This window comes from Streptomyces sp. NPDC049879 (genome assembly GCF_044461265.1).
Classification (GTDB): Bacteria; Actinomycetota; Actinomycetes; order Streptomycetales; family Streptomycetaceae; genus Streptomyces.
In genome coordinates this window covers 503,511-525,327 of record NZ_JBITKT010000002.1, presented here as the reverse complement: position 1 = coordinate 525,327, position 21,817 = coordinate 503,511, and the positions used below count along the sequence as shown (strand labels likewise).

The window sequence follows — 21,817 nt, the reverse complement described above, 5'->3', positions numbered from 1 at the left end:
GGCACCTTTGACCCATGGACCACACGACCCTCGACATCGGGCGCATCAGGGCGGACACCCCCGGCTGCGCCGAACGCGTCCATCTCAACAACGCCGGGGCCGGGCTCCTCTCCCGGCGCACGCTGCGCGCGGTCACCGGGCACCTCGAACTCGAAGCCGCCATCGGCGGGTACGAGGCGGCCGACCGGGAGCGGGAGCGCGTCGCCCGGACGTACGACGACATCGCGGCGCTGGTCGGCGGCCGGGCCGACGAGGTGGCGCTGTTCGACAACTCCACGCGCGCCTGGCAGGCGGCGTTCCTCTCGCTCACGCACACCTTCCGGCCGGGCGACCGCGTCCTCACCGGGCGCGCCGAGTACGGCAGCAACGTGCTGATGTACCTGCACGCCGTGCGGCGCCTCGGCGTCGAGGTGGTGGTCGTGCCGGACGACGAGCACGGGCAGCTGGACACCGCGGCGCTCGCCGGGCTGATCGACGAGCGGACGCGGCTGGTCGGCGTCAGCCATGTGCCGACGGGCGGCGGGCTGGTCAACCCGGCGGCGGAGGTCGGCCGGATCACGCGGGCGGCGGGCGTGCCGTTCCTGCTGGACGCGACGCAGTCGGTGGGCCAGTTCCCCGTGGACGTGCGGGAGATCGGCTGCGACATGCTGACGGCGACGGGCCGCAAGTTCCTGCGGGGGCCGCGCGGCACCGGCTTCCTGTGGGTGGCCGCGTCGATGCTGGAGCGGACCGAACCGGTGCTGCCCGAGATCGAGTCGGCGGACTGGGACGGCGCGCGCGGCTTCACCTGGCGGCCGGGCGCGACGCGCTTCGCGACCTGGGAGATGAACTACGCGGCGGTCCTCGGGCTCGGCTCGGCCGTCCGGCAGGCGCGCGAACTGGACCCGGCGGCCACCGGCGCACGCGCCGTCGCCCTGGGCGCGCGGCTGCGGGACGCCCTGGACGAGCTGCCCGGCGTCACGACGCACGACCTGGGGCGCGAGAAGTGCGCCATCGTGACGGCCCGGGTGGGCGACATCCCGCCCGCCGAGGTCGCCGCCGCACTCGGCCGGGAGGGCATGAACGTGTCGGTGACCCACCCGCACCACACCCAGTTCGACACGGAACAGCGCGGCGTGCACCCGCTCGTCCGCCTGTCGCCGCACTACTTCACGACAGAGGAGGAACTCGACCGGACCGTCGCCCTGGTCGCCGCCCTCGCGCGAGGGCGGTGACGCACGGCGTCCGCGCCGGGGGCGGCCGATCAGTCGGTCAGTCGGTCAGCCGGTCAGCCCGCCGTGGCCAGGGCGGTCACCTCCGCCCTGGCCGCCGCGAGCGAGTCCTCCGCCAGGCCGCGGAAGCGGGCCAGGTGCGGGGCGAATCCGGCCAGGGTCAGCTCGGCGGTGACGAAGCGCGTGTTCTCCTCCGCCACGCCCAGGTCGCCGAAGTACGCGCGGAGGTACGGGATCTGGAAGTCCCAGGACTCCCGGGGCGTGCCGGGGCCGTAGGCGCCGCCGCGTGAGGCGATCACCACGACCTTCGTGCGGCGCAACAGGCTGTCCCCGGTGTCCGGGTCGGTGAGGACGCCGGGGAAGCTGACCCGGTCGATCCACGCCTTCAGCAGGGCGGATACCGAGAAGTTGTACATCGGGGCGCCGATCAGCACGATGTCGGCCGCGAGCAGCTCCGCGATCAGCGGACGGGTCCGCGCCCACTCCCGTTCCTCCCCGGGGCCGCGGGTGCGCGCGGCGACACCGGACAGGGGGACCAGGCCGTCCCGCTCCAGCCGCCGTCCCAGCGCGCAGTACGCGGTGTCCAGCGGAGGGACGGGATCGGCGGCGAGGTCGCGGTACCGGTACGCGCCCGATCCGTGCCGGGCACGCCAGGTCTCCGCGAACAGCGCGGTCAGCCGCCTGCTGACCGACTCGCCGGAGCGGTGGGCACTCGCGTCCAGGTGCAGCAGCCCTGCCGCCTGTGCTGTCTGAGCCGCCTGTGATGCGCGCGACGTGGATGTGGGTGATGAGGATGTGGGTGATGTCATGGGAGCGCCTGTCACCTCGGAGGGGGCTCGTTCGTCAGGGGCACTGACGCCCCGGCGCGAGGAAAGGTGACCTGTGGACGGACACGACGATCTGGCGGCACGCTTCGAGGCCCGGCGCCGCACGCTGCTCACGGTCGCCCACCGGATGCTCGGCTCGGTCGCCGAGGCCGAGGACGCGGTGCAGGAGACCTGGCTGCGGCTGAGCCGGACCGACGTCAGCGGCGTGGACAACCTCACGGGCTGGCTGCGGACCGTGCTCACCCGCGTCTGCCTCGACGTCCTGCGCGCACGCCGGACGCGGCGGGAGCACCTCACCGAGCAGCGGGTGTTCGACCAGGTCGCGGGCCCCGCCGGTGAGGACCTGCCGGGGGACCCGGCTGACAGGGCGCTGCTGGCCGACTCGGTGAGCAGGGCGCTCCTCGTGGTCCTGGACCGGCTCACCCCCGCCGAACGCGTCGCCTTCGTGCTGCACGACATGTTCGCCGTGCCCTTCGGGGAGATCGCGCCCCTCGTCGGGCGCACTCCCGTCACCGCCAAGAAGCTCGCCAGCCGGGCACGCGCCAAGGTGCGCGGCGCGCCCTCGGCCCCGGCGGGCGAGCTGGCCGGGCAGCACGCGGCTGTCTCGGCCTTCCTGTCCGCCGCGCGGACCGGGGACCTCGACGCGGTGCTCGCGGTGCTGGCCCCGGACGTGGTGCGCCGCGGCGACCCCGCGGCGCTGGCGCCCGGCGCGGCCGCCGAGGTCCGTGGCGCACGGGCCGTCGCGGAGGGGACCGTGCTCCTCGCCCACCGGTCGCGGAACGCCGAGCCCGCCCTGGTCGACGGACGGGTGGGCGCCGTCGTGGCGGTGGACGGCCGGCTGCTGGCCGCGCTCATCTTCGCCGTGCGGGACGGCCGGATCGCCGCGTACGAGGTGATCGCCGATCCCGCCCGCCTGGCCCGGCTGGACCTGGCGGTCCTGGACGGCGCCCTCCCGGACGCCGCCCAGCCCCCGTGGCCGGTCTAGTCGTCGGCCGCCACCGTCAGGGCGCTGAGGCGGCGGATCGCGTACCAGGTGCCGAGGACCGTGACGGCGGCCAGCAGGATCACGGCGGTCGGCAGGGCCACGTCGGAGGCTATGCCGGTGCCGTCGGCCGCGACCTGTTCGGCCAGGGACAGGGACCACTGCTGGATGCTCAGCGTCCTCGCGCCGGGCACGATGCTGCCGAACAGCGCCTCCCAGACGAGGGAGTAGATGAGGCCGAACACCACCGCGTTCCGCGAGACGGTCCCCAGCAGCAGGAACACGGCGCTGTACGCGACCGAGGCGACGGCCGCCGCCAGCGTGTAGGCGCCCGCTATCTGCTGGCTGTTCCCGTTCATGATCATCCCGGCGACCAGCACCGGGATGGTGGTGAAGACGACGGTCACGGAGATCGCGACCCACAGCTTCGTCAGGATGACGGTCCGGCGCGGCAGCGGCTTGGCCAGCAGGTAGACGATCGATCCGTCGTCGATCTCGGGGGCGATGGCGCCCGTACCTGCGATGACGCCGATCAGCGGCACCATCGCGGCGAGGGCGAAGCCGCCCAGCACGTCCTCCGCCACCCGGTCGTCGGCGCCGCCGATGGCGCGGACCAGGACGGCGATCAGGATCAGCAGCGCGGGCAGGATGCCGAGGAGGATGGCGCGCCTGCGGCCCAGCAGGGCCCGGTAGGTGAGCCGGGCGACGGTCTCGTTGTACACGGCAGGGCTCCTCACGCGCTGATCAGGTAGGAGAAGACGCTTTCCAGGGACTCGTCCGACGGGGAGACCGTGAGCAGCCTGATCCCGCGGTCCCTGGCGAGCCGGGGCAGTTCGGTGGTGAAGCGGGCGAAGTCGTGCGCCTGCACCCGCAGCGCCCGCTCCGCCGCGTCCACCTCGATGGACGTCGTGGAGGGGTCGCCTATCAGCGCGGCGGCCAGCGCACGGTCGTCGCTCGACCGGATGAGGTACTGGTGCGGCCGGTCGGTCATCAGGCGCCGGATGCGCCGGAAGTCGCCCGACGCCGCGTGGCGTCCCGCGACGATCACCTCGATGTGCCCCGCGAGCTGCTCGACCTCCTCCAGGATGTGCGAGGAGAACAGGACCGTCCTGCCCTCCTCGCCCATCCGCCGGAGCAGGGTCATCAGCTGCATGCGCTGCCGGGGGTCCATGCCGTTGAACGGCTCGTCGAGCAGCAGCACGGACGGCTGGTGCACGAGCGCGGAGGCCATCTTCACGCGCTGCCGCATGCCCTTGCTGTAGGTCGAGATGCGGCGGTCGGCCGCGTCCGTCATGTCCACGGTGGCAAGGGCCTCCCGCGCGGCGGCGGCCGGATCGGGCAGCCCGTGCAGCTCGGCGTTGGCGAGCACGAACTCCCCACCGGTCAGGTAGTCGTACATGCCCTCGCGTTCGGGGACGAGCCCGATGTGGCGGTAGACCGGCTCGTTGCGCCAGATCGGGGCGCCGTCCAGCGTGACCGTGCCCGCCGAGGGGGCGAGGAAGCCGCTCATCATGTGGATGAGCGTGGACTTGCCCGCGCCGTTGGGGCCGAGCAGCCCGGTCACCCCCGGCCCGATGGCCATGGTCACGTCGTTGACGGCGACCACGTTGCCGAACCAGCGGGAGGCCTTGGTGATCTCGATGGTGGTCATGGTCAGATCCCGGCCTTCCGGTAGCGGCGCAGCAGGAGCAGCAGGCACAGCGCCACGAGCCCCGCGACGGCCAGCAGGTAGACCACGCCCTGGAGCGCGGTCGGTTCGACGTCCGCCGGGAACGCGGTGGAGCCGCCGAGGAACACGCCCTGGAGGCCGTCCACCAGGGAGGCGGGTGAGAAGAGGCCGAGCCAGCCGATCGCGTCCTCCGAGCCCTGCGTCTCCATCAGGCTCTGCAGCGGGAACACCGCGAAGCCCGGGATGGTCAGCACGCCGATGACGGCCGCGACACCGAACCCGCGCTTGGGGGTGAACGAGGCGACCAGCAGGGCGATGCCCGCGTACAGCACCGACAGGACCGCCGTCGCGACCAGCCCCCTGAGGTAGCCGCTGGTCTGGTCGGCGAAGCCCAGCTCGGCGAGGAGCCCGCCCGCGTAGGAGACGGTCAGCGGCACGGCGGTGAACAGGAAGAGCGCGGCGGCGAGCGCCGCGTACTTCGCCGTGACGTAGTCCGTGCGGGAGATGGGCCGGGAGAAGTAGAGCGGCATCGTCTTGAACCGCAGGTCCAGCGAGACCAGCTGGGGCGCGGCCATCGCCAGGAAGAGGACGACGATCGGCTCCATCTCCAGGGCGTACCGCGTGTGCTCGATCAGCAGCTCGTCCGTGCCGGCGGTCGAGGCGACCGCCACCATGACGATCGCGGGCAGCGCCATCACGGCGAACAGGCCCCAGGGCAGGACCTTGGACCGCGCGGAGCGGCCGAGCCCGTACGCCCCGCGCAGGGAGTGGACGAGCAATGACCAGCGGGCGTAGCGCGCGCCGAGGCGCGTCCCCTCGTACCGCCGGTACCCGATGTCGTGGATGCGGGCGTCGGCCGCCTGTCCCGGGGTCGTCATGACGTGGCCTCCTCGAAGACCTCGGCGATGCGGTGGCGGCGCTGTTCCATCCGGACCAGGCCGAGGCCGAGCTCGGCGACGGTGTCCCTGACGACGTCGTACACGGCGTCGCCGTCCACCTCGATCTCCAGCAGCCGTCCCCCGGCTGGGGCGGCGGTGACGCCCGCCTCGGCCAGGGCGGCCCGTACCGCGTCGGCACCGTGCGGGTGGCTGTCGCTGTCGGTGACCTCGACCGCGAGCGCGGTGGTCACCTCGGTGAAGCTGGCGGTGGTCTGCGAGCGCAGGAGGCGGCCGCCGTCGATGACGACGATGTGGTCGCTGGTGCGCTCCAGTTCGCCGAGCAGGTGCGAGGTCACCAGGACCGATATGCCGAAGTCGGCGTGCACGCGGCGGATCAGGCCGAGCATCTCGTCCCGGCCCGCCGGGTCGAGCCCGTTGGTCGGCTCGTCGAGGAGGACGAGACTCGGGTCGTGCACCAGGGCCTGGGCCAGCTTCACGCGCTGCTTCATGCCCGTCGAGTAGCCGCCCATGGGGCGGTAGCGCTCCTCGTGCAGGCCGACGTGCCGCAGCGTGTCGGCCGTGCGCTCGCGCGCCGCCGTGCGCGGCAGGCCCGACATCCGGGCCATGTGGACCACGAACTCGGTGGCCGACACGTCGGCGGGCAGGCAGTCGTGCTCCGGCATGTAGCCGACGCGCTCCCGGATCGCGGCGCCCTCGGCCGCGGCGTCGAGACCGAGCACGGTGGCGCTGCCCTCGGTGGCCGGGGCGAGCCCCAGCAGGAGTTTGATCAGGGTGGACTTGCCCGCCCCGTTCGACCCGATCAGGCCGGTGACCCCCGGGCCTATGTCCACGGTCAGCCCGTCGAGCGCGGTCACCCGTGGATACCGCTTCGTCAGGCCCTCGGTCCGAATCACGCTGCCGTGCGTGCTGTCTCCGCTCACCCTGCTGACGCTAGTGCCGCCCGGGAGCGCCCCGCGTCCCACTTTGGTCTGATGCCCGGCTCTCTTTGGTCGTTCGCTCCCGGGCACGCCCCCCGGGCGAGCCGGGCGCGTCCCGGATCAGGCCGCCAGCTGGGCCAGACCCTCCGTGGCGATGCGTTCGAACACCTCGACGTCGCCCGCGAAGACCGAGTCCTCCACCGGCCAGTGCAGCACCAGCTCGGTGAAGCCGAGCGCCGCCACCGCCCCCGCGTAGTCCACGAACGCGCCGACCGACGACAGCGTGCCCTTCTCGTCCCCCGGCCCCGAGTGCAGCAGGACCCGCCCCAGCGTCGCCGGTTCGCGCCCCGCCTCCTCGCACACCGCGTCCAGCCGCTCCACCTGGCGGCGCAGCGCGTCCAGCGCGTCCGGCGTCCGCCCGCCGTCGAACCCCGCCGGATCGCCGACCGTGACCCACGCCTGCCCGTGCCTGGCGGCGAGCCGCATCCCGCGCGGCCCGGTCGCCGCCACGGCGAACGGCAGCCGCGGCCGCTGCACGCAGCCGGGGACCGTGCGCACCTCGTGCGCCGAGTAGTAGTCGCCCTGGTACGAGACGCCGCGCGCCGGACCGCCCGCGCCGCCCTCGCTCAGCAGCCGGTCGAGCAGCCGCGTGAACTCGGCGAACCGCTGGGCGCGCTCACGCGGCGACCACGCCTCGTGGCCCAGCGCCGTCGCGTCGTACCCCGTGCCGCCCGCGCCGATGCCCAGGGTGATCCGCCCGTCGCTGATGTCGTCGAGGGTGATCAGCTCCTTGGCGAGCGTCACGGGATGGCGGAAGTTGGGCGAGGTGACGAGCGTCCCCAGCCGCATCCGCTCGGTCACCGCGGCGGCGGCCGTGAGCGTCGGGAGGGCGCCGAACCACGTGCGGTCCCTGAAGGTGCGCCACGAGAGGTGGTCGTACGTGTAGGCGGTGTGGAAACCCAGTTCCTCGGCACGCTGCCAGGTCCTCCGGCCGCCGTCCGACCAGCGGTGGACCGGCAGGATGACGGTGGACAGCCGGAGCGGCAGCTCGGATGTGACAGCCATGACCAGCAAGCGTAGGCCCTCCGCGCCCCGACGCGGCGCCCCTTCCCGACAACGACCGGGTACGTACGCATCCGCGCGGTGTCCCGCACGTATGTGCGCGCATATGCTCGACAACTGTGTCCCTCCCCGCGGAGCTGCCCCGCCTGATCGCCACCGACCTCGACGGCACCCTCCTGCGCGACGACAAGACGGTGTCGCCCCGGACCGTCGCCGCGCTGGCCGCCGCCGAGGCCGCCGGTGTGGAGGTGATCTTCGTGACCGGCCGCCCCGCGCGCTGGATGGACGTCGTCAGCGCGCACGTCCACGGCCACGGGATCGCGATCTGCGGCAACGGCGCCGCCGTCGTCGACCTCCACCGCGGCGGCGCGTTCGTCGAGACCCGGCCCCTGCGCCCCGAGAACGCCCTGGACATCGCCGCCGCCGTCCGGGCCGCCGCGCCCGGCGCCGTCTTCGCCGTCGAACGGACCACGGGCTTCCACCACGAGCCGGACTACCCGCCCCTGGAGTTCGAACCCGCCTTCCAGGTCGCGCCCGTCGAACGGCTGCTGGCCGACGAGGGCGACGACCACGCCGCGTCCCCCGTCCTGAAACTGCTCGCCTTCCACCCCGCGCTCGACCCCGACGCCTTCCTGGCCCTCGCCCGCACCGTGACCGGCGGACACGGCGAGGTCACCAGGTCGAGCCCCACGGCGCTCCTGGAGATCAGCGCGCCGGGCGTCAGCAAGGCCAGCACGCTCGCCAGGCGCTGCGCACGCCGCGGCATCGCCCCCGGGGAGGTCGTGGCATTCGGCGACATGCCCAACGACCTGGACATGCTCGGCTGGGCCGGCACCGCCTACGCGATGGCCAACGCGCACCCGGCCGTCCTCGCCGCCACCGCGCGCCGTACGGCCTCGAACGAGGAGGACGGCGTCGCGCGGGTCATCGAGGGACTCCTCGCCGAGCACGGCGCCACCGTGTCCTGACGACGGCGCCGCCGCCGTTGCTCAGCGGTCGTCGCCGCCCTCGGCCGGGCTGGTGAAGTCGGGGCTGGAGAAGCCGGGGTGGAGGTAACGACGCCCCGCCGTCCCCTCGCCCTCCCCCCGGCGCGGCGCACCCTCCGCCGTGTCCTCCCCCGCGCCGTGCGGCTGCTGCGTGCCGTGCGCGCCCGGTCCCCGGAAGCCTGGGCTGGAGAAGCGGGGACTGGAGAAGTCCGGGCTGGAGAAGCGCATCCTGGACCCGCTCTCCTGCGGCGGATGCGCTACGGCCGCCGTCCCCTGGCCGTCGCGCTGCGCCGCCTCCAGTACGGGCCGCACCCCCCGTTCCACCAGTGCACGCCGCCACTCCGCACGCGCCCCCGCCACCTCCGCCGCACCACCCCCGGCGGACGACGCGCGGATCGCTGTGGCCGACCCGTTGCGCACCGCCGCCACCACCAGGCCGCCCACGGCGACCAGCATCCCGGCCGCCGCCACCAGGACGAACACCCAGCCCACGCCCCGCATCCGCCCCGCCACGGCGGGCTCCGGATCGGCCAGGCCCAGGGCGTACCCCAGCAGCAGGAACACCACACCCGCGACCGCCGCGAGCACCGGCACAAGCGTCACGACGACGGCCCACGTACCCGTCCCCGCGCCGCCCTGCGCACCCGGGCGCCCGTGCGCGCGGCGCAGCGCCGCGTACCGCCGGTACTCGTCGTCGGCGGCCGCCACGACGGCGGGCAGCGCCGCGTGGACGGCGGCGCGCAGCCGTTCCGCCTCGGCCGGTTCGGTCCCCGAGGCGAAGCGCACCGTGCGCAGCGCCTCGTCGAGGACGCGTTCGACCTCGGCCTCGTCCTCGGGCGGCAGACCGTCCGCGCTGTTCATCGGCGTCTCCCGTCCGTGAGCGGCGAGCGGGTGGGTGCCCGATCGTAGAGGGCACCGGCCGTTCGCAACAGGCACGTACGCGAGACCGCCGCAGGAAAAGCGCGTACATGCGCACGGACAGCGGATCGGCGGCGGGTGTCCCGCGTACAGTGCGGCGCGGTCTACTGCGGCAGAGGCAGGGGGGTCACCAGCAGTTTTCCGGCCATGGTGACGCCGCCGTCCATCGCGATGGCGAGGGAGTCCGCGTACACGTACGGGCCGGTCACGCGCGGCCCGCCGCCCTGCTCGCCGTCCGCCTGCTCCCCGCCGTCCCCGCCGCCGCCCTCGCCCGTGAGGTACGGGATGGGGCTGTGGCCGTGGACGACGCACCGGCCGCCGAACGTGTCGAGCAGCTCCCGCGCCGCCTGCGGCCCGGCCTCGTCACGGAAGGCGAAGCGCTTCGTGAACTTGCGGAACAGGTCCCACGTCTCGTCCACGTCGTTGCGCTGGAGCGCCTGCCAGATCGCGTCGTTGACGTCGTCGACCGTGCTGCCGTAGTCCAGGTACGCCGTCGTGTCGGAGTGGACCAGCAGGAAGCCGTCGGCGACCGCCATCGAGTCGAGGCGCGACATCCACTGCACGTGGTGGTCCTCCAGGCGCTCCATGTCCGAGCGCTGCCCGCCGTTGAGCAGCCAGACGGTGGAGAACGACGCGGTGCCCGCCGCCGACTCGACCGGGGCGTCGCCGAAGCGGGAGGCGCCGAGCAGGAGCAGCTCGTGGTTGCCGAGGATCGCCTTGCAGTAGCCGCCGGCCGCGGCCGCCTCGGCCGAGAGCCGCATGACGAGGTCGAGCACGCCGACGCCGTCCGGGCCGCGGTCGGTGAAGTCGCCGAGGAACCACAGGCGCGCGTTGCCCGCAGCCCAGTTGTCGTCGGCGTCGGTGAGGCCCGCCTCGCGGAGGGCGGCCCGCAGCTCGTCCAGGTAGCCGTGGACGTCGCCGACGACGTACAGCGGTCCGGCGCCTTCGATCACGGGCAGGTCCTGCTCCGTCGGCGTGTACGCGGGTCCGGGCGCGGCCGGTCCGTCCTCGCCGCGCAGCCCGTCGCCCGGTCCCTCGCCGGCCCCCTGAGTCATCGACCCCTCCACCACCACTACGCGCCGCCTCCACCTGGGGGACCTGCCGACCGGCCGGTCCCGGTGCCGTTCGCCCATCATAGGAATGCCGGTGCCCGGATGTGACACACCTGTACCGGGGAATCTACTGGTCGGCGGCGGGTGCCTGCCGGGGGGCCGCCACCCTGGCCTGCGCGAGGCGGCCGTGCCCGGCGGTCGCGGTGAGGGGCGCGCGCTGGGACGAGGCGCGGACGATCAGCTCGGTCGGCATGACCTGGTGCAGGGCCTCGGGGGCCGGGGCGGGGGCGGGGGACCTGCCGCCGGTGTTCTCGATGGCGTCGATCAGCAGCTGGATGACGGTGGTTCCGATGCGTCCCGGCTTGAGCGAGAGGGTGGTGATGGAGGGCTCGGTGCCCGCGTAGACGCTGGACTCGCTGCAGCAGACGATGAGCAGGTCCTCGGGGACGCGCAGGCCGTAGCGGCGGGCGGCGGCGAGGAGGTCGGTGCCGTTGGGGTCGAAGAGGCCGTAGACGGCGTCGGGGCGGTCGGGGCGTGCGAGGAGGCGGTCGGCGGCGACGGCGCCCGCGCAGGGGTCGTGCGCGGGGTAGGCCTCGTAGACGGGCGCCTGGCCGTTGCGCTCGCACCAGTTGAGGTAGGCGGTGGTGGACAGGCGGGTGTACGTGTCGGTGCTGGTGCCGGTGAGCAGGCCGATGCGGCGGGCGCCGCCGGACGCGAGGTGGTCGAGGAGGCCCGCCACGGCCGCCTCGTGGTCGTTGTCCACCCAGGCGGTGACGGGGAGGCTCCCGCCCGGGCGGCCGTCGGAGACCACGGGGATGCCCTGGCGGACCAGTTCGGTGACGACGGGGTCGTGGTCGGACGGGTCGATCACGACGGTGCCGTCGAGGGCGACGTTGGACCAGACGTCGAATTCGCGGTGCTGGGAGGTGGCCGGGAGGATGACCAGGGCGTAGCCGCGGGCGAGCGCGGCGGAGGTCGCGGCGCGGGCCATCTCGGCGAAGTAGGCGAACTCCGTGAAAGTGAACGGTTCTTCGCCGTAGGTGGTGACGGTGAGTCCGATCAGTCCCGATTTGCCGGTCCGCAGGGTGCGTGCCGCCGCCGACGGGCGGTAGCCGAGGCGGTCGGCGACGGAGCGCACGTGCCGGCGGGTCGCGTCCGGGAGCCGCCCCTTGCCGTTGAGCGCGTCGGACACCGTGGTGATCGAGACACCGGCGGCTGCGGCGACGTCCCGGATGCCCGCCCGTTGTCCGCTCGTCCTGCGGCCGGCGGTCCGGGTCACCTGATGCTTCGCTGCTGTCATGGCGACCTGATGGTAGGCCCGGACGGGGAGGGGCGGTGCGGCATGTGGACGGCGGAGCGATGTCACGTTTCTGCATGCTGGAACGCCGCCCTCGCCTGCGTTTCTGCGTGTCTCCGGCCGCGCGGAGAGCTGTTCCGCAGGGTGAGAGCGGGTTTGCCTGTGGGGCAAGTGGTGAATTCAACGCCTCGGGCCTCACCCTCACGGGGGCAGCGCGCCACGGCGCGGGCCACCGGCGCACGCCCCGACCGCGCGCCCCTGTCGCACCGGAATACGCCCCGAGGTGACGGGGGACGTACGCCTCTTAGGGTGGGCCGGGTGACGACCTCATCCTCTCAGGAGCCCCTCGCGCGGCCGGGCGAAGGACCCCGGCTGCGCCCCGCGCTGGACGGCATCCCGGCCTACGTGCCGGGCAAGCCGGCCGACGGCGGCCCGGTGACCTTCAAGCTGTCCTCCAACGAGAACCCGTACCCCCCGCTCCCCGGCGTGCTGGAGACCGCGATCGCGGCCGCCGGGACGCTCAACCGCTACCCGGACCTCGCCTGCGCCGCGCTGACGGCCGAGCTGGCGGCGCGGTTCGGCGTCCCGGTGAGCCACATCGCGACCGGCACCGGCTCTGTCGGCGTCGCCCAGCAGCTCGTGCAGTCGACGGCGGGTCCCGGCGACGAGGTGCTCTACGCCTGGCGGTCCTTCGAGGCCTATCCGATCATCACGCAGATCTCCGGGGCCACCTCGGTGCGCGTCCCGCTGACCGCCGACGAGGAGCACGACCTGCCGGCCATGGCGGACGCGATCACGCCCAGGACGCGCCTCGTCTTCGTCTGCATGCCGAACAACCCCACGGGCGTCCCGGTGCGCCGCGCCGACCTGGAGCGCTTCCTCGACCGCGTGCCCCAGGACGTCCTGGTCGTGCTGGACGAGGCGTACCGCGAGTTCAGCCGGGACCCGGAGGTGGCGGACGGCATCGACGTCTACCGGGAGCGGCCGAACGTCTGCGTGCTGCGGACGTTCTCCAAGGCGTACGGGCTGGCGGGCCTGCGGGTCGGCTTCGCGGTGGCGCACGAGCCGGTGGCGGCGGCGCTGCGGAAGACGGCCGTGCCGTTCGGCGTGAGCCAGATCGCGCAGAACGCGGCCATCGCCTCGCTGCGGGCCGAGGAGGCGCTGCTGGAACGGGTGGACGCGCTGGTCGCGGAGCGGACCCGGGTGTCGGACGCGCTGCGCGGGCAGGGCTGGCGCGTGGCGCCCTCGCAGGCGAACTTCGTGTGGCTGCGGCTCGGCGCGGAGACGGCGGCGTTCGCCGGGGCGTGCGAGGCGGCGGGCGTGACGGTGCGGCCGTTCCTCGGGGAGGGGGTGCGGATCACGGTGGCGGAGCCGGAGGCGAACGACATCGTGCTGCGGGTGGCCGGTGAGTTCCTCGCCGCGCACCCCGCGCTGCGGGCCTAGCGAGGGGCGGGACGAGTGGGGCGGACCCCCCGCGAATCGGTCGCGGGGGGCGGGGGCATAATGGAGCTTGTGAATGTGAATACGTTCACAAGATCTCACCCGCAGACCCGCGGAAGGGAACCGACGTGGACCTCGCACTCGCCCCGGAGACCCTGGCGCGGTGGCAGTTCGGCATCACGACCGTCTACCACTTCCTCTTCGTCCCCCTGACGATCTCCCTCGCCGCCCTGACGGCCGGCCTCCAGACCGCCTGGGTCAGGACGGGCAAGGAGAAGTACCTCAAGGCGACGAAGTTCTGGGGCAAGCTCTTCCTGATCAACATCGCCATGGGCGTGGTGACGGGCATCGTCCAGGAGTTCCAGTTCGGCATGAACTGGTCCGACTACTCGCGCTTCGTGGGCGACGTCTTCGGCGCCCCGCTGGCGTTCGAGGCGCTGATCGCCTTCTTCTTCGAGTCCACCTTCATCGGCCTGTGGATCTTCGGCTGGGACAAGCTCCCGCCCAAGCTGCACCTGGCCACCATCTGGACCGTCGCGGTCGGCACCGTGCTCTCGGCGTACTTCATCCTCGCCGCGAACTCCTGGATGCAGCACCCGGTGGGCTACCGGATCGACGAGGAGACGGGCCGCGCGCAGCTGACCGACTTCTTCGCCGTCCTGACACAGAACACCGCGGTCGCCCAGTTCTTCCACACCATCACCGCCGCGTTCCTCACCGGCGGCGCGTTCATGGTCGGCATAGCCGCCTACCACCTGATGCGCCGCAAGCACGTCGCCGTCATGCGCACCTCGCTGCGGCTCGGGCTGATCACCATGGTCGCCGCGGGACTGCTGACCGCCTTCACCGGCGACCGGCTCGGCAAGATCATGTACGAGCAGCAGCCGATGAAGATGGCCGCCGCCGAGGCGCTGTGGGACACCGAGGCGCCCGCGCCGTTCTCCCTCTTCGCGGTCGGCGACGTGGACAAGGGCCACAACACGGTGACCGTCGAGGTGCCGGGGCTGCTGTCCTTCCTCGCCCACGACAACTTCACCGAGGCCGTCCCCGGCATCAACGACACCAACGAGGCCATGCAGGAGCTGTACGGCCCCGGCGACTACCGCCCCAACATCCCGGTGGCCTACTGGAGCTTCCGCTGGATGATTGGCTTCGGCATGGCGTCGGCCACGCTCGGCGGCATCGGCCTGTGGCTCACCCGCAGGAAGCTGTGGCTGTCGGAGCGGCTGCGCACCACCGAGGACGAACGGCCGCGCCTCGCCCTCACCCGCGACCGGGAACTGGGCCCCGCGCTGACCGCCCTGTACTGGCGGATCGCCCTGCTGACCATGCTGTTCCCCCTCATCGCGAACGCCTGGGGCTGGATCTTCACCGAGACCGGCCGCCAGCCCTGGGTGGTCTTCGGGCTGCTGCGCACCTCGGACGCCGTCTCGCCCGGTGTGTCGCAGGCCGAGGTGCTGATCTCGCTGCTGACCTTCACCACCCTGTACGCCGTCCTCGCCGTCATCGAGGTCCGGCTGATGGTCAAGTACGCCAAGGCGGGGCCGCCCGAGCTGACCGAGTCCGATCTCAATCCGCCCAGCCGGATCGGCGGCGACGACACCGCCGACCGCCCGATGGCGTTCTCGTACTAGGAGCGCGCGATGGAACTTCACGACATCTGGTTCGTCATCATCGCCACGCTGTGGGTCGGCTACTTCTTCCTGGAGGGCTTCGACTTCGGCATCGGCGTGCTCAGCGGCACCCTGGCCCGCGACCGCGCCGAGCGGCGCGTCCTGATCAACACCATCGGCCCCGTCTGGGACGGGAACGAGGTCTGGCTCCTCTCGGCGGGCGGCGCGACCTTCGCGGCCTTCCCCGACTGGTACGCCACGCTGTTCTCCGGCTTCTACCTGCCGCTGCTGCTGATCCTGGTCGCGCTGATCGTGCGCGGCGTGGCCTTCGAGTACCGGGCCAAGCGGTCCTCGGAGAGCTGGCAGCGCAACTGGGAACGCGCCATCTTCTGGTGCTCGCTCGTCGTCGCGTTCCTGTGGGGCCTGGCCTTCGCCAACATCGTGCGCGGCGTGCCCATCGACGCGGACCACGAGATGACGGGCGGCCTCACCGACCTGCTCGGCCCGTACGCGCTGCTCGGCGGCCTCGCGACCCTGCTCCTCTTCACCTTCCACGGCGCGGTCTTCGCGGCGCTGAAGACCACCGGCGACATACGGCTGCGGGCGCGCCGCGCGGCGGGCGGGCTCGGCATCGCGACCGCCGTCGTCGCGGGCGCCTGCCTGCTGTGGACGCAGGGCGACAGCGGCAACGTCCGCAGCCTCGCCGCCGTGGCCGTCGCCGTCGCGGCCCTGGCCGCCGCGCTGGCGGCGAACGCGGCCGGGCGCGAGGGCTGGGCGTTCATCTTCTCGGGTCTGCTGGTGGTGGCCACGGTGGCGACGCTCTTCCTCGCCCTCTTCCCCGACGTCATGCCCTCCTCGACCGACCCCGCGTGGAGCCTGACGGTGGAGAACGCGGCCTCCGCCCCGTACACGCTGAAGATCATGACCTGGTGCGCCGTGCTCGCCACCCCGGTGGTCGTCCTCTACCAGGGCTGGACCTACTGGGTCTTCCGCAAGCGCGTCGGCACGCAGCACATCGCGCCGTGACTCCCGCTCGTCCCTGCTCACCTCACGAAGGCTGACCGGACATGAAGCCCATCGACCCCCGCCTCCTGCGGTACGCACGGGCCACCCGCGGCTTTCTCGCCGCCTCGGTGGCGCTCGGCCTGGCGAACGCGGGCCTGGTCATCGGCCAGGCCGTGCTGATCGCCGGAATCGTCACCGACGCGTTCACCCGGGGACTCGACCTCGGCGAGCTGCGCACCCCGCTGCTCCTGCTCGCCGCCACGGCCGCCGGGCGCGGCCTGGTGGCGTACCTCACCGAGCTGGCCGCGCACCGGTCGGCCGCCGCGGTGAAGTCCGAGCTGCGGCTGCGGCTGCTGGCCCACGCCGGGCGGCTGCCGGAGCGCGGCGGGCGGTCGACGGGCGAGCTGGCCACCCTCGCCACCCGCGGCATCGACGCCCTGGACGGCTACTTCGCCCGCTACCTGCCGCAGCTGGGGCTCGCCGCCGTCGTCCCGGTCGCGGTGCTGGCGCGGATCGTCACCGACGACTGGGTGTCGGCGGCCACCATCGCCGCCACGCTGCCGCTGATCCCGCTGTTCATGGCCCTGATCGGCTGGGCCACCCAGGCGCACACCGACCGGCAGTGGCGGCAGCTCACGCGGCTCGGCGGCCACTTCCTCGACGTGGTCGGCGGGCTCGGCACGCTGAAGGTCTTCGGCCGCGCCAAGGCCCAGGCCGCCAACATCCGGGCCATCACCGACGACTACCGGCGCTCCACCCTGCGGACGCTGCGGATCGCGTTCCTCTCCTCCTTCGCCCTCGAACTGCTCGCCACGATCTCGGTCGCGCTGGTCGCGGTGAGCATCGGCATGCGCCTGGTGTCGGGCGAACTCGACCTCTACACCGGCCTCGTCGTGCTGATCCTGGCCCCGGAGGCGTACCTGCCGCTGCGGCAGGTCGGCGCGCAGTTCCACGCCGCGCAGGAGGGGCTGTCGGCCGCCGACGAGGTCTTCGCGCTGCTGGAGACCGAGCCCCCGGCCACCGGTACGGCGCCGGTGCCGGACGGCGCGACCCTCACCCTCGACCGGCTGGCCGTCCGCTACCCGGGCCGGGACGCCGACGCGCTCGCCCCCGTCAGCCTGAAGCTCGCGCCGGGCGAGACGGTGGCGCTGACCGGCCCCTCGGGCGGCGGCAAGTCCACGCTGCTGGCCGCCGTGCTCGGCCTGGTACGCCCCACGTCGGGGCGCGTCCTGCTCGACGGCCGGGACCTCGCGGCGTACGACCGGGCGGACTGGCACCGGCGCATCGCGTGGGTGCCCCAGCACCCGCACCTGTTCGCCGGGACGGTCGCGGACAACGTGCGCCTGGCCCGCCCCGACGCGGACGACCGGTCGGTGGCCGAGGCGCTGCGGCAGGCGGCGGCCGGCGATCTCGACCCGGCGCGGCGGCTGGGGGAGGGCGGCGCCGGGCTGTCCGCCGGTCAGCGCCGCCGGGTCGCGCTGGCCCGCGCGTTCCTCGCCGACCGGCCGGTCCTGCTGCTGGACGAGCCCACGGCGGCGCTCGACGGCGACACCGAGGCCGAGGTCGTCGCGGCGATCCGGCGGCTGGCGGCGGGCCGCACCACCGTGCTGGTCACCCACCGGCCCGCGCTGCTCGCCGCCGCCGATCGGGTGTTTCACGTGAAACCAACCCACCCCAACGGCCGCATACCCGGCGTCCCGGCCGACGCGGCGGCCCGTGGTGAGCCCCGCCCGGCCGCCCCGGCGGACCGGGACGGCACGGCAGACCCGGCAGACCCGGGGCATCTGACAGCCGTGAGCGCCACCGAGGACGCGACCGCGCGGGCCGCCTCGCCGCTCCGCTGGGTCCGCGCGGCGGGCGCCCCCCACGCGGGACGGCTCGGCCTAGCCGCCCTGCTGGGCGCGCTGGCGCTGGCGAGCGCCGTCGGCCTGATGGCCACCTCGGGCTGGCTGATCTCCCGCGCGTCGGAGCAGCCGCCCGTCCTCTACCTGCTGGTCGCCGTCACGGCGACCCGCGCGTTCGGCATCGGCCGCGCCGCGTTCCGCTACGCGGAGCGGCTGCTCAGCCATGACGCCGTGCTGCGCGTCCTCGCCGGGCTGCGCGTCACCGTCTACCGGCGGCTGGAGCGGCTGGCCCCCGCGGGCCTCGGCCGCACCCGGCGCGGCGACCTGCTCTCCCGGCTCGTCGCCGATGTGGACGCGCTCCAGGACTACTTCCTGCGCTGGCTGCTCCCGCTGGCGGGCGCGGTCACCGTCAGCGCGGCCGCCGTCCTGTTCACCGGCTGGCTGCTGCCTGCCGCCGGTGCCGTCCTCGCCGCCGGGCTGCTCGCGGCGGGCGCGGGCGTCCCCCTGCTGACCGGCCGCGTCGCCCGCCGGACGGAACGCCGCCTCGCCCCCGCGCGCGGCGAACTGGCCACGGCGACCGTGGACCTGCTCACCGGCACGGACGAGCTGACCGTCGCCGGCGCCCTGCCCGCGCGCCAGGCCGCCGTCGCCGCCGCCGACGGGCGCCTGACCCGGCTGGCGGCACGCTCGGCCGCCGCCCAGGCCCTGGGCGGCGGGCTGCTCGCCCTGATCAGCGGACTGACCGTCACCGCGGTCGCCTGGGCCGCCGTCCCCGCCGAGCCGGGCGTCTGGCTGGCGACACTCGTCCTCACCCCGCTCGCCGCGTTCGAGGCAGTGGCGGGCCTGCCGCTCGCCGTCGCATACCGGCAGCGGGCCCGCCGTTCCGCCGAACGCCTGCTGGACGTGCTCGACGCGCCCGCCCCCGTGCAGGAGCCCGAGCACCCGGCGCCGGCACCCGACAGCCCGTTCCCCCTCACCGTGCGCGGCCTGACCGCCCGCCACGCGGAGGCGGCCGTCCCGGCCCTCGACGGCGTGGACCTCGACCTCACCCCAGGCCGCCGCATCGCGGTCGTCGGCCCTTCCGGCGCGGGCAAGACCACGCTCGCCCACTGCCTGCTGCGCTTCCTCGACCGGACCGGCGGCAGCTACACCCTGGGCGGCACCGACGCCGCCGACCTGGACGGCGACGCCGTGCGCCGCCTCGTCGGCCTGTGCGCCCAGGACGCCCACCTCTTCGACAGCACCCTCAGGGAGAACCTCAGGCTCGCCGCCCCCGGCGCCGACGACGCCGCCCTGCGCGACGCGCTGGCCGCCGCCCGCCTCCTCGACTGGGTGGACGAACTGCCCGGCGGCCTCGACACCCCCGTCGGCGAACACGGCGCACGCCTCTCCGGCGGCCAGCGCCAGCGCCTCGCCCTGGCCCGCGCCCTGCTCGCCGACTTCCCCGTCCTGATCCTCGACGAGCCGGCCGAGCACCTGGACCTGCCCACCGCCGACGCCCTGACCCACGACCTGCTCGCCGCCACGGAGGGCCGCGCCGCCCTGCTGATCACCCACCGCCTCACCGGACTCGACGCCGTGGACGAGGTGCTGGTCATGGACCACGGCCGGATCGTCCAGCGCGGCCCGTACGCCGGCCTGGCCGCCGCCGAGGGGCCGTTCCGCCGGCTCCTGCTCCGCGAACGGGCGGCCGAGGCGGGGACACCCCCCACCGCACCCGCCCGGGAAATCCCGACTTTCGCCCTTCTGTCCGATTGATTACGCTCGCTGTCATGCGGCAGCGGATACCGATCCCCAGGCTGCTCAGGGCCATGGAGTTCATCGGCGGCGACACCGAGCCCGCCGCCGTGCTCGACCACACGGTGCGGACCGCCGCCGAGCTGACCGGCGCCCGGTACGCCGCCCTCGCCGTGCTCAACGAGGACGGCAACGGCATCGGCCACCTCGTCACCCACGGCACGGGCCCCTCCCCCGAACGGCTCGTCCGCGCCCTGCTCGACGGCACGTCCCCCCGTTCGCCCGGCATCCTGCACGTCCCCCTCCTGGTGCACGGCGCCAAATTCGGCGCGCTCCAGGTCGCCGACCGCGCGGACGGCCGCCCGTTCACCGCCGAGGACCGGCAGCTGCTGCGCATCCTGACGACCGAGGCGGGCATCGCGCTCGGCAACGCGCGGCTGCACGCCGCCGTCCGCACGCAGTCCCGCTGGATGGACAGCAGCCTCGAACTGTCCACCGCGCTGCTGGCCGACGAGGAGGTCGACGCCCTGACCGTCGTCGCCGAGCAGGCCCGCAGGCTGGCCTCCGCCGCGACCGGCGCCGTACTCGAACCGACCGAGGACCGGGACCTCCGCGTCGTGGCCGCCAGCGCCGACGCGCCCCTCGAGCTGATCGGCGCCGTCATCCCCGGCCACGCCCTGGCCGTCCGGCAGGTCCTGGCGGGCGAGCCGCTCGACATCGAGGACCCGGCGGGCGACCCCAGGATCGACGCCGACCGGGCGGCGATCGGGCTCGGCCCCGCCCTGCTGCTGCCCCTGGCGAGCGACGGGACCGTCCTCGGCGCCCTCGCCCTCACCCGCACGCCGGGCGCGCCGCCGTTCAGCGTGCCGGAACGTGCGATGACCACCCAGTTCGCCCAGCAGGCCGCGCTCGCGCTGCTGCTCGCCCGCGCCCGCCGCGACCGCGAGCAGCTGGCCGTGCTGGAGGACCGCAACCGCATCGCGCGCGACCTGCACGACCTCGTGATCCAGCGGCTGTTCGCCGTCGGCATGGTGCTGGAGGGCGCGGGCCGCGCCGTGCCCGAGGCCGCCGACCGCCTGGAGACCGCGATCCGGGAGCTGGACGCCACGATCCAGGAGATCCGCACCGCGATCTTCGCCCTCCAGCAGTCGCCCGACGAGACGCCGAGCGGGCTGCGCACCCGCGTCCTGCGCGAGACGGGCGCGGCGGCCGAAACCCTGGGCTTCGCCCCCTCGGTGTCCTTCGCGGGCCCGGTCGACGCCCTGGTCCCCGCCCCGGTCGAGGCGCAGCTGATCGCGGCGCTGCGCGAGGGCCTGTCCAACGCCGCCCGGCACGCCCGCGCGTCCCGGGTGGACGTCACGGTCGACGCGATCGCCCCGCTGCCGGACGACCGGCCCGCCGTGACCCTCACGGTCACCGACGACGGCGTGGGCATCGCGCCGGAGCAGAAACGCCGCAGCGGCCTGCGGAACCTGCGGGACCGCGCCCTCACCCTCGGCGGTGACGCGTGGGTCGCCCCGGGACCTGACGGCAGGGGCACGACCCTCACATGGCGGGTCCCCCGGTGACCGGATAACGTCCCGGTCATGGCGGGACGGACAGTGGTGATCAGCGGCGGCGGGACCGGGATCGGCCTGGCGACGGCACACGCCTTCGCCCGTGAAGGCGACACGTGCGTCCTCGTCGGCCGCAGGGCGGGCGCGCTGTCCCGCGCGGCGGAGGCGGTGGACGGCGCGGTCGCCTGCCCGGCCGACCTCGGCGGTCCCGAGGGCGCGGCGCGGGTGGCGGCGTTCGTCGCGGACAGGTTCGGCGCCGTGGACGTGCTGGTGCACGCGGCGGGCGGCAGCGGTGCCCTGGAGCCGGGGCCCGGCGAGGGCGCCGACGCGCTGACCAGGACGGCCCACGCCTGGACGACGGCCTTCCGCGGCAACGTCCTGACCGCCGTCCTGCTGACCGAGGCGCTGAAGGACCGGCTCGCGTCCCCGGGCGGGCGGCTGCTGTTCGTCTCCTCGATCGCCGCCTTCCGCGGCAGCGGCAGCGCCGCCTACGCGGGCGCGAAGGCGGCACTGCACCCGTACGCGCTGGCCCTCGCCGCCGAGCTGGGGCCGCGCGGTGTGACGGTGAACGTGGTGGCGCCCGGCTATGTCGAGGACACCGAGTTCTTCGGGGAGAGCATGCCGCCGGAGCGGCGGGCGCAGCGGATCGGGGAGACGCTGGACGGCCGCGCGGGGCATCCGGGCGATGTCGCGCAGACGCTGCACTGGCTGGCCTCGCACGCCGCGTCGCACGTCACGGCGCAGGTGATCCGCGTGGACGGCGGCGCGTTCCCCGGCCGCTGACCACCGCGCCGCGCGCAGA

18 protein-coding genes are annotated in these 21,817 nt (G+C 74.3%); 9 read left to right on the top strand and 9 right to left on the bottom strand.

The annotated features are described in order from the left end of the window. Positions 1–14: 14 nt before the first annotated feature. Positions 15–1,214 (top strand): aminotransferase class V-fold PLP-dependent enzyme, encoded by a 1,200-nt coding sequence (locus tag ACIBPC_RS09390; protein WP_398842385.1) that lies wholly within the window; start codon positions 15–17, stop codon positions 1,212–1,214. A gap of 53 nt (positions 1,215–1,267) precedes the next feature. Here ACIBPC_RS09390 and ACIBPC_RS09385 read toward each other — a convergent pair whose 3' ends face one another. Next, complete coding sequence (locus ACIBPC_RS09385; RefSeq protein WP_398842383.1) at positions 1,268–2,020, bottom strand: FMN-dependent NADH-azoreductase; 753 nt, start codon at positions 2,018–2,020, stop codon at positions 1,268–1,270. Between the two features lie 73 nt (positions 2,021–2,093). Between ACIBPC_RS09385 and ACIBPC_RS09380 the strand changes: the two genes are divergently transcribed. Further along, positions 2,094–3,023, top strand: coding sequence for a sigma-70 family RNA polymerase sigma factor (locus tag ACIBPC_RS09380; RefSeq protein ID WP_398842379.1), 930 nt, complete (start codon positions 2,094–2,096; stop codon positions 3,021–3,023). On the opposite strand, the gene ACIBPC_RS09375 is transcribed toward ACIBPC_RS09380, so the two are convergent. From ACIBPC_RS09375 to ACIBPC_RS09355, 5 genes are all read right to left on the bottom strand, one after another. After that, positions 3,020–3,742, bottom strand: coding sequence for an ABC transporter permease (locus tag ACIBPC_RS09375; RefSeq protein WP_398842377.1), 723 nt, complete (start codon positions 3,740–3,742; stop codon positions 3,020–3,022). The genes ACIBPC_RS09380 and ACIBPC_RS09375 overlap by 4 nt on opposite strands. Positions 3,743–3,753: 11 nt before the next feature. After that, positions 3,754–4,671, bottom strand: a complete 918-nt coding sequence (locus ACIBPC_RS09370) for an ABC transporter ATP-binding protein (protein WP_398842375.1) — start codon at positions 4,669–4,671, stop codon at positions 3,754–3,756. Between the two features lie 2 nt (positions 4,672–4,673). Next, positions 4,674–5,567, bottom strand: coding sequence for an ABC transporter permease subunit (locus tag ACIBPC_RS09365; protein ID WP_398842374.1), 894 nt, complete (start codon positions 5,565–5,567; stop codon positions 4,674–4,676). After that, positions 5,564–6,508 carry an ABC transporter ATP-binding protein gene (locus tag ACIBPC_RS09360; protein WP_362964042.1) on the bottom strand — a complete coding sequence of 315 codons (945 nt, stop codon included), beginning with the start codon at positions 6,506–6,508 and terminating at the stop codon, positions 5,564–5,566. Before ACIBPC_RS09360 ends, ACIBPC_RS09365 begins: the two co-directional genes overlap by 4 nt. A gap of 117 nt (positions 6,509–6,625) precedes the next feature. After that, the gene (locus ACIBPC_RS09355; protein ID WP_398843025.1) at positions 6,626–7,552 is read right to left on the bottom strand and encodes an LLM class flavin-dependent oxidoreductase; all 927 of its coding nucleotides are present in this window, start codon (positions 7,550–7,552) and stop codon (positions 6,626–6,628) included. Positions 7,553–7,686: 134 nt separating this feature from the next. Between ACIBPC_RS09355 and ACIBPC_RS09350 the strand changes: the two genes are divergently transcribed. After that, positions 7,687–8,535, top strand: coding sequence for an HAD hydrolase family protein (locus ACIBPC_RS09350; protein WP_398842372.1), 849 nt, complete (start codon positions 7,687–7,689; stop codon positions 8,533–8,535). 21 nt (positions 8,536–8,556) lie between these two features. On the opposite strand, the gene ACIBPC_RS09345 is transcribed toward ACIBPC_RS09350, so the two are convergent. The 3 genes from ACIBPC_RS09345 to ACIBPC_RS09335 all read right to left on the bottom strand — a co-directional run bounded on the left by ACIBPC_RS09345 (position 8,557) and on the right by ACIBPC_RS09335 (position 11,823). Next, complete coding sequence (locus ACIBPC_RS09345; protein WP_398842371.1) at positions 8,557–9,414, bottom strand: hypothetical protein; 858 nt, start codon at positions 9,412–9,414, stop codon at positions 8,557–8,559. A gap of 161 nt (positions 9,415–9,575) precedes the next feature. Continuing rightward, positions 9,576–10,607: a metallophosphoesterase gene (locus ACIBPC_RS09340; protein WP_398842370.1), complete on the bottom strand. Its 1,032-nt coding sequence runs from the start codon at positions 10,605–10,607 to the stop codon at positions 9,576–9,578. 43 nt (positions 10,608–10,650) lie between these two features. Next, positions 10,651–11,823, bottom strand: a complete 1,173-nt coding sequence (locus ACIBPC_RS09335) for a LacI family DNA-binding transcriptional regulator (protein WP_362964050.1) — start codon at positions 11,821–11,823, stop codon at positions 10,651–10,653. A 315-nt stretch (positions 11,824–12,138) separates the two neighbouring features. Between ACIBPC_RS09335 and hisC the strand changes: the two genes are divergently transcribed. The 6 genes from hisC to ACIBPC_RS09305 all read left to right on the top strand — a co-directional run bounded on the left by hisC (position 12,139) and on the right by ACIBPC_RS09305 (position 21,798). Further along, positions 12,139–13,263 carry a histidinol-phosphate transaminase gene (hisC, locus tag ACIBPC_RS09330; protein ID WP_398842368.1) on the top strand — a complete coding sequence of 375 codons (1,125 nt, stop codon included), beginning with the start codon at positions 12,139–12,141 and terminating at the stop codon, positions 13,261–13,263. Positions 13,264–13,388: 125 nt separating this feature from the next. Then, a complete protein-coding gene (locus ACIBPC_RS09325; RefSeq protein ID WP_398842367.1) occupies positions 13,389–14,894 on the top strand; it encodes a cytochrome ubiquinol oxidase subunit I in 1,506 nt (501 codons plus the stop codon). A gap of 9 nt (positions 14,895–14,903) precedes the next feature. Further along, on the top strand, positions 14,904–15,899 hold the full coding sequence (gene cydB, locus ACIBPC_RS09320) for a cytochrome d ubiquinol oxidase subunit II (protein WP_398842365.1): 996 nt from the start codon (positions 14,904–14,906) through the stop codon (positions 15,897–15,899). A 41-nt stretch (positions 15,900–15,940) separates the two neighbouring features. Further along, a complete protein-coding gene (gene cydD, locus ACIBPC_RS09315) occupies positions 15,941–19,480 on the top strand; it encodes a thiol reductant ABC exporter subunit CydD (RefSeq protein ID WP_398842363.1) in 3,540 nt (1,179 codons plus the stop codon). A gap of 14 nt (positions 19,481–19,494) precedes the next feature. Next, the gene (locus tag ACIBPC_RS09310) at positions 19,495–21,027 is read left to right on the top strand and encodes a GAF domain-containing sensor histidine kinase (RefSeq protein WP_398842362.1); all 1,533 of its coding nucleotides are present in this window, start codon (positions 19,495–19,497) and stop codon (positions 21,025–21,027) included. Positions 21,028–21,045: 18 nt separating this feature from the next. Continuing rightward, a complete protein-coding gene (locus ACIBPC_RS09305; RefSeq protein WP_398842360.1) occupies positions 21,046–21,798 on the top strand; it encodes an SDR family NAD(P)-dependent oxidoreductase in 753 nt (250 codons plus the stop codon). Positions 21,799–21,817: the final 19 nt, after the last annotated feature.

Bases quoted from the DNA above. Each gene is read 5' to 3' on its own strand.
- ACIBPC_RS09390 (WP_398842385.1), top strand. From the start codon at position 15: ATGGACCACACGACCCTCGACATCGGGCGCATCAGGGCGGACACCCCC.
- ACIBPC_RS09385 (WP_398842383.1), bottom strand. From the start codon at position 2,020: ATGACATCACCCACATCCTCATCACCCACATCCACGTCGCGCGCATCA.
- ACIBPC_RS09370 (WP_398842375.1), bottom strand. From the start codon at position 4,671: ATGACCACCATCGAGATCACCAAGGCCTCCCGCTGGTTCGGCAACGTG.
- ACIBPC_RS09365 (WP_398842374.1), bottom strand. From the start codon at position 5,567: ATGACGACCCCGGGACAGGCGGCCGACGCCCGCATCCACGACATCGGG.
- ACIBPC_RS09345 (WP_398842371.1), bottom strand. From the start codon at position 9,414: ATGAACAGCGCGGACGGTCTGCCGCCCGAGGACGAGGCCGAGGTCGAA.
- ACIBPC_RS09340 (WP_398842370.1), bottom strand. From the start codon at position 10,607: ATGATGGGCGAACGGCACCGGGACCGGCCGGTCGGCAGGTCCCCCAGG.
- ACIBPC_RS09335 (WP_362964050.1), bottom strand. From the start codon at position 11,823: ATGACAGCAGCGAAGCATCAGGTGACCCGGACCGCCGGCCGCAGGACG.
- cydB (WP_398842365.1), top strand. From the start codon at position 14,904: ATGGAACTTCACGACATCTGGTTCGTCATCATCGCCACGCTGTGGGTC.
- cydD (WP_398842363.1), top strand. From the start codon at position 15,941: ATGAAGCCCATCGACCCCCGCCTCCTGCGGTACGCACGGGCCACCCGC.
- ACIBPC_RS09310 (WP_398842362.1), top strand. From the start codon at position 19,495: ATGCGGCAGCGGATACCGATCCCCAGGCTGCTCAGGGCCATGGAGTTC.
- ACIBPC_RS09305 (WP_398842360.1), top strand. From the start codon at position 21,046: ATGGCGGGACGGACAGTGGTGATCAGCGGCGGCGGGACCGGGATCGGC.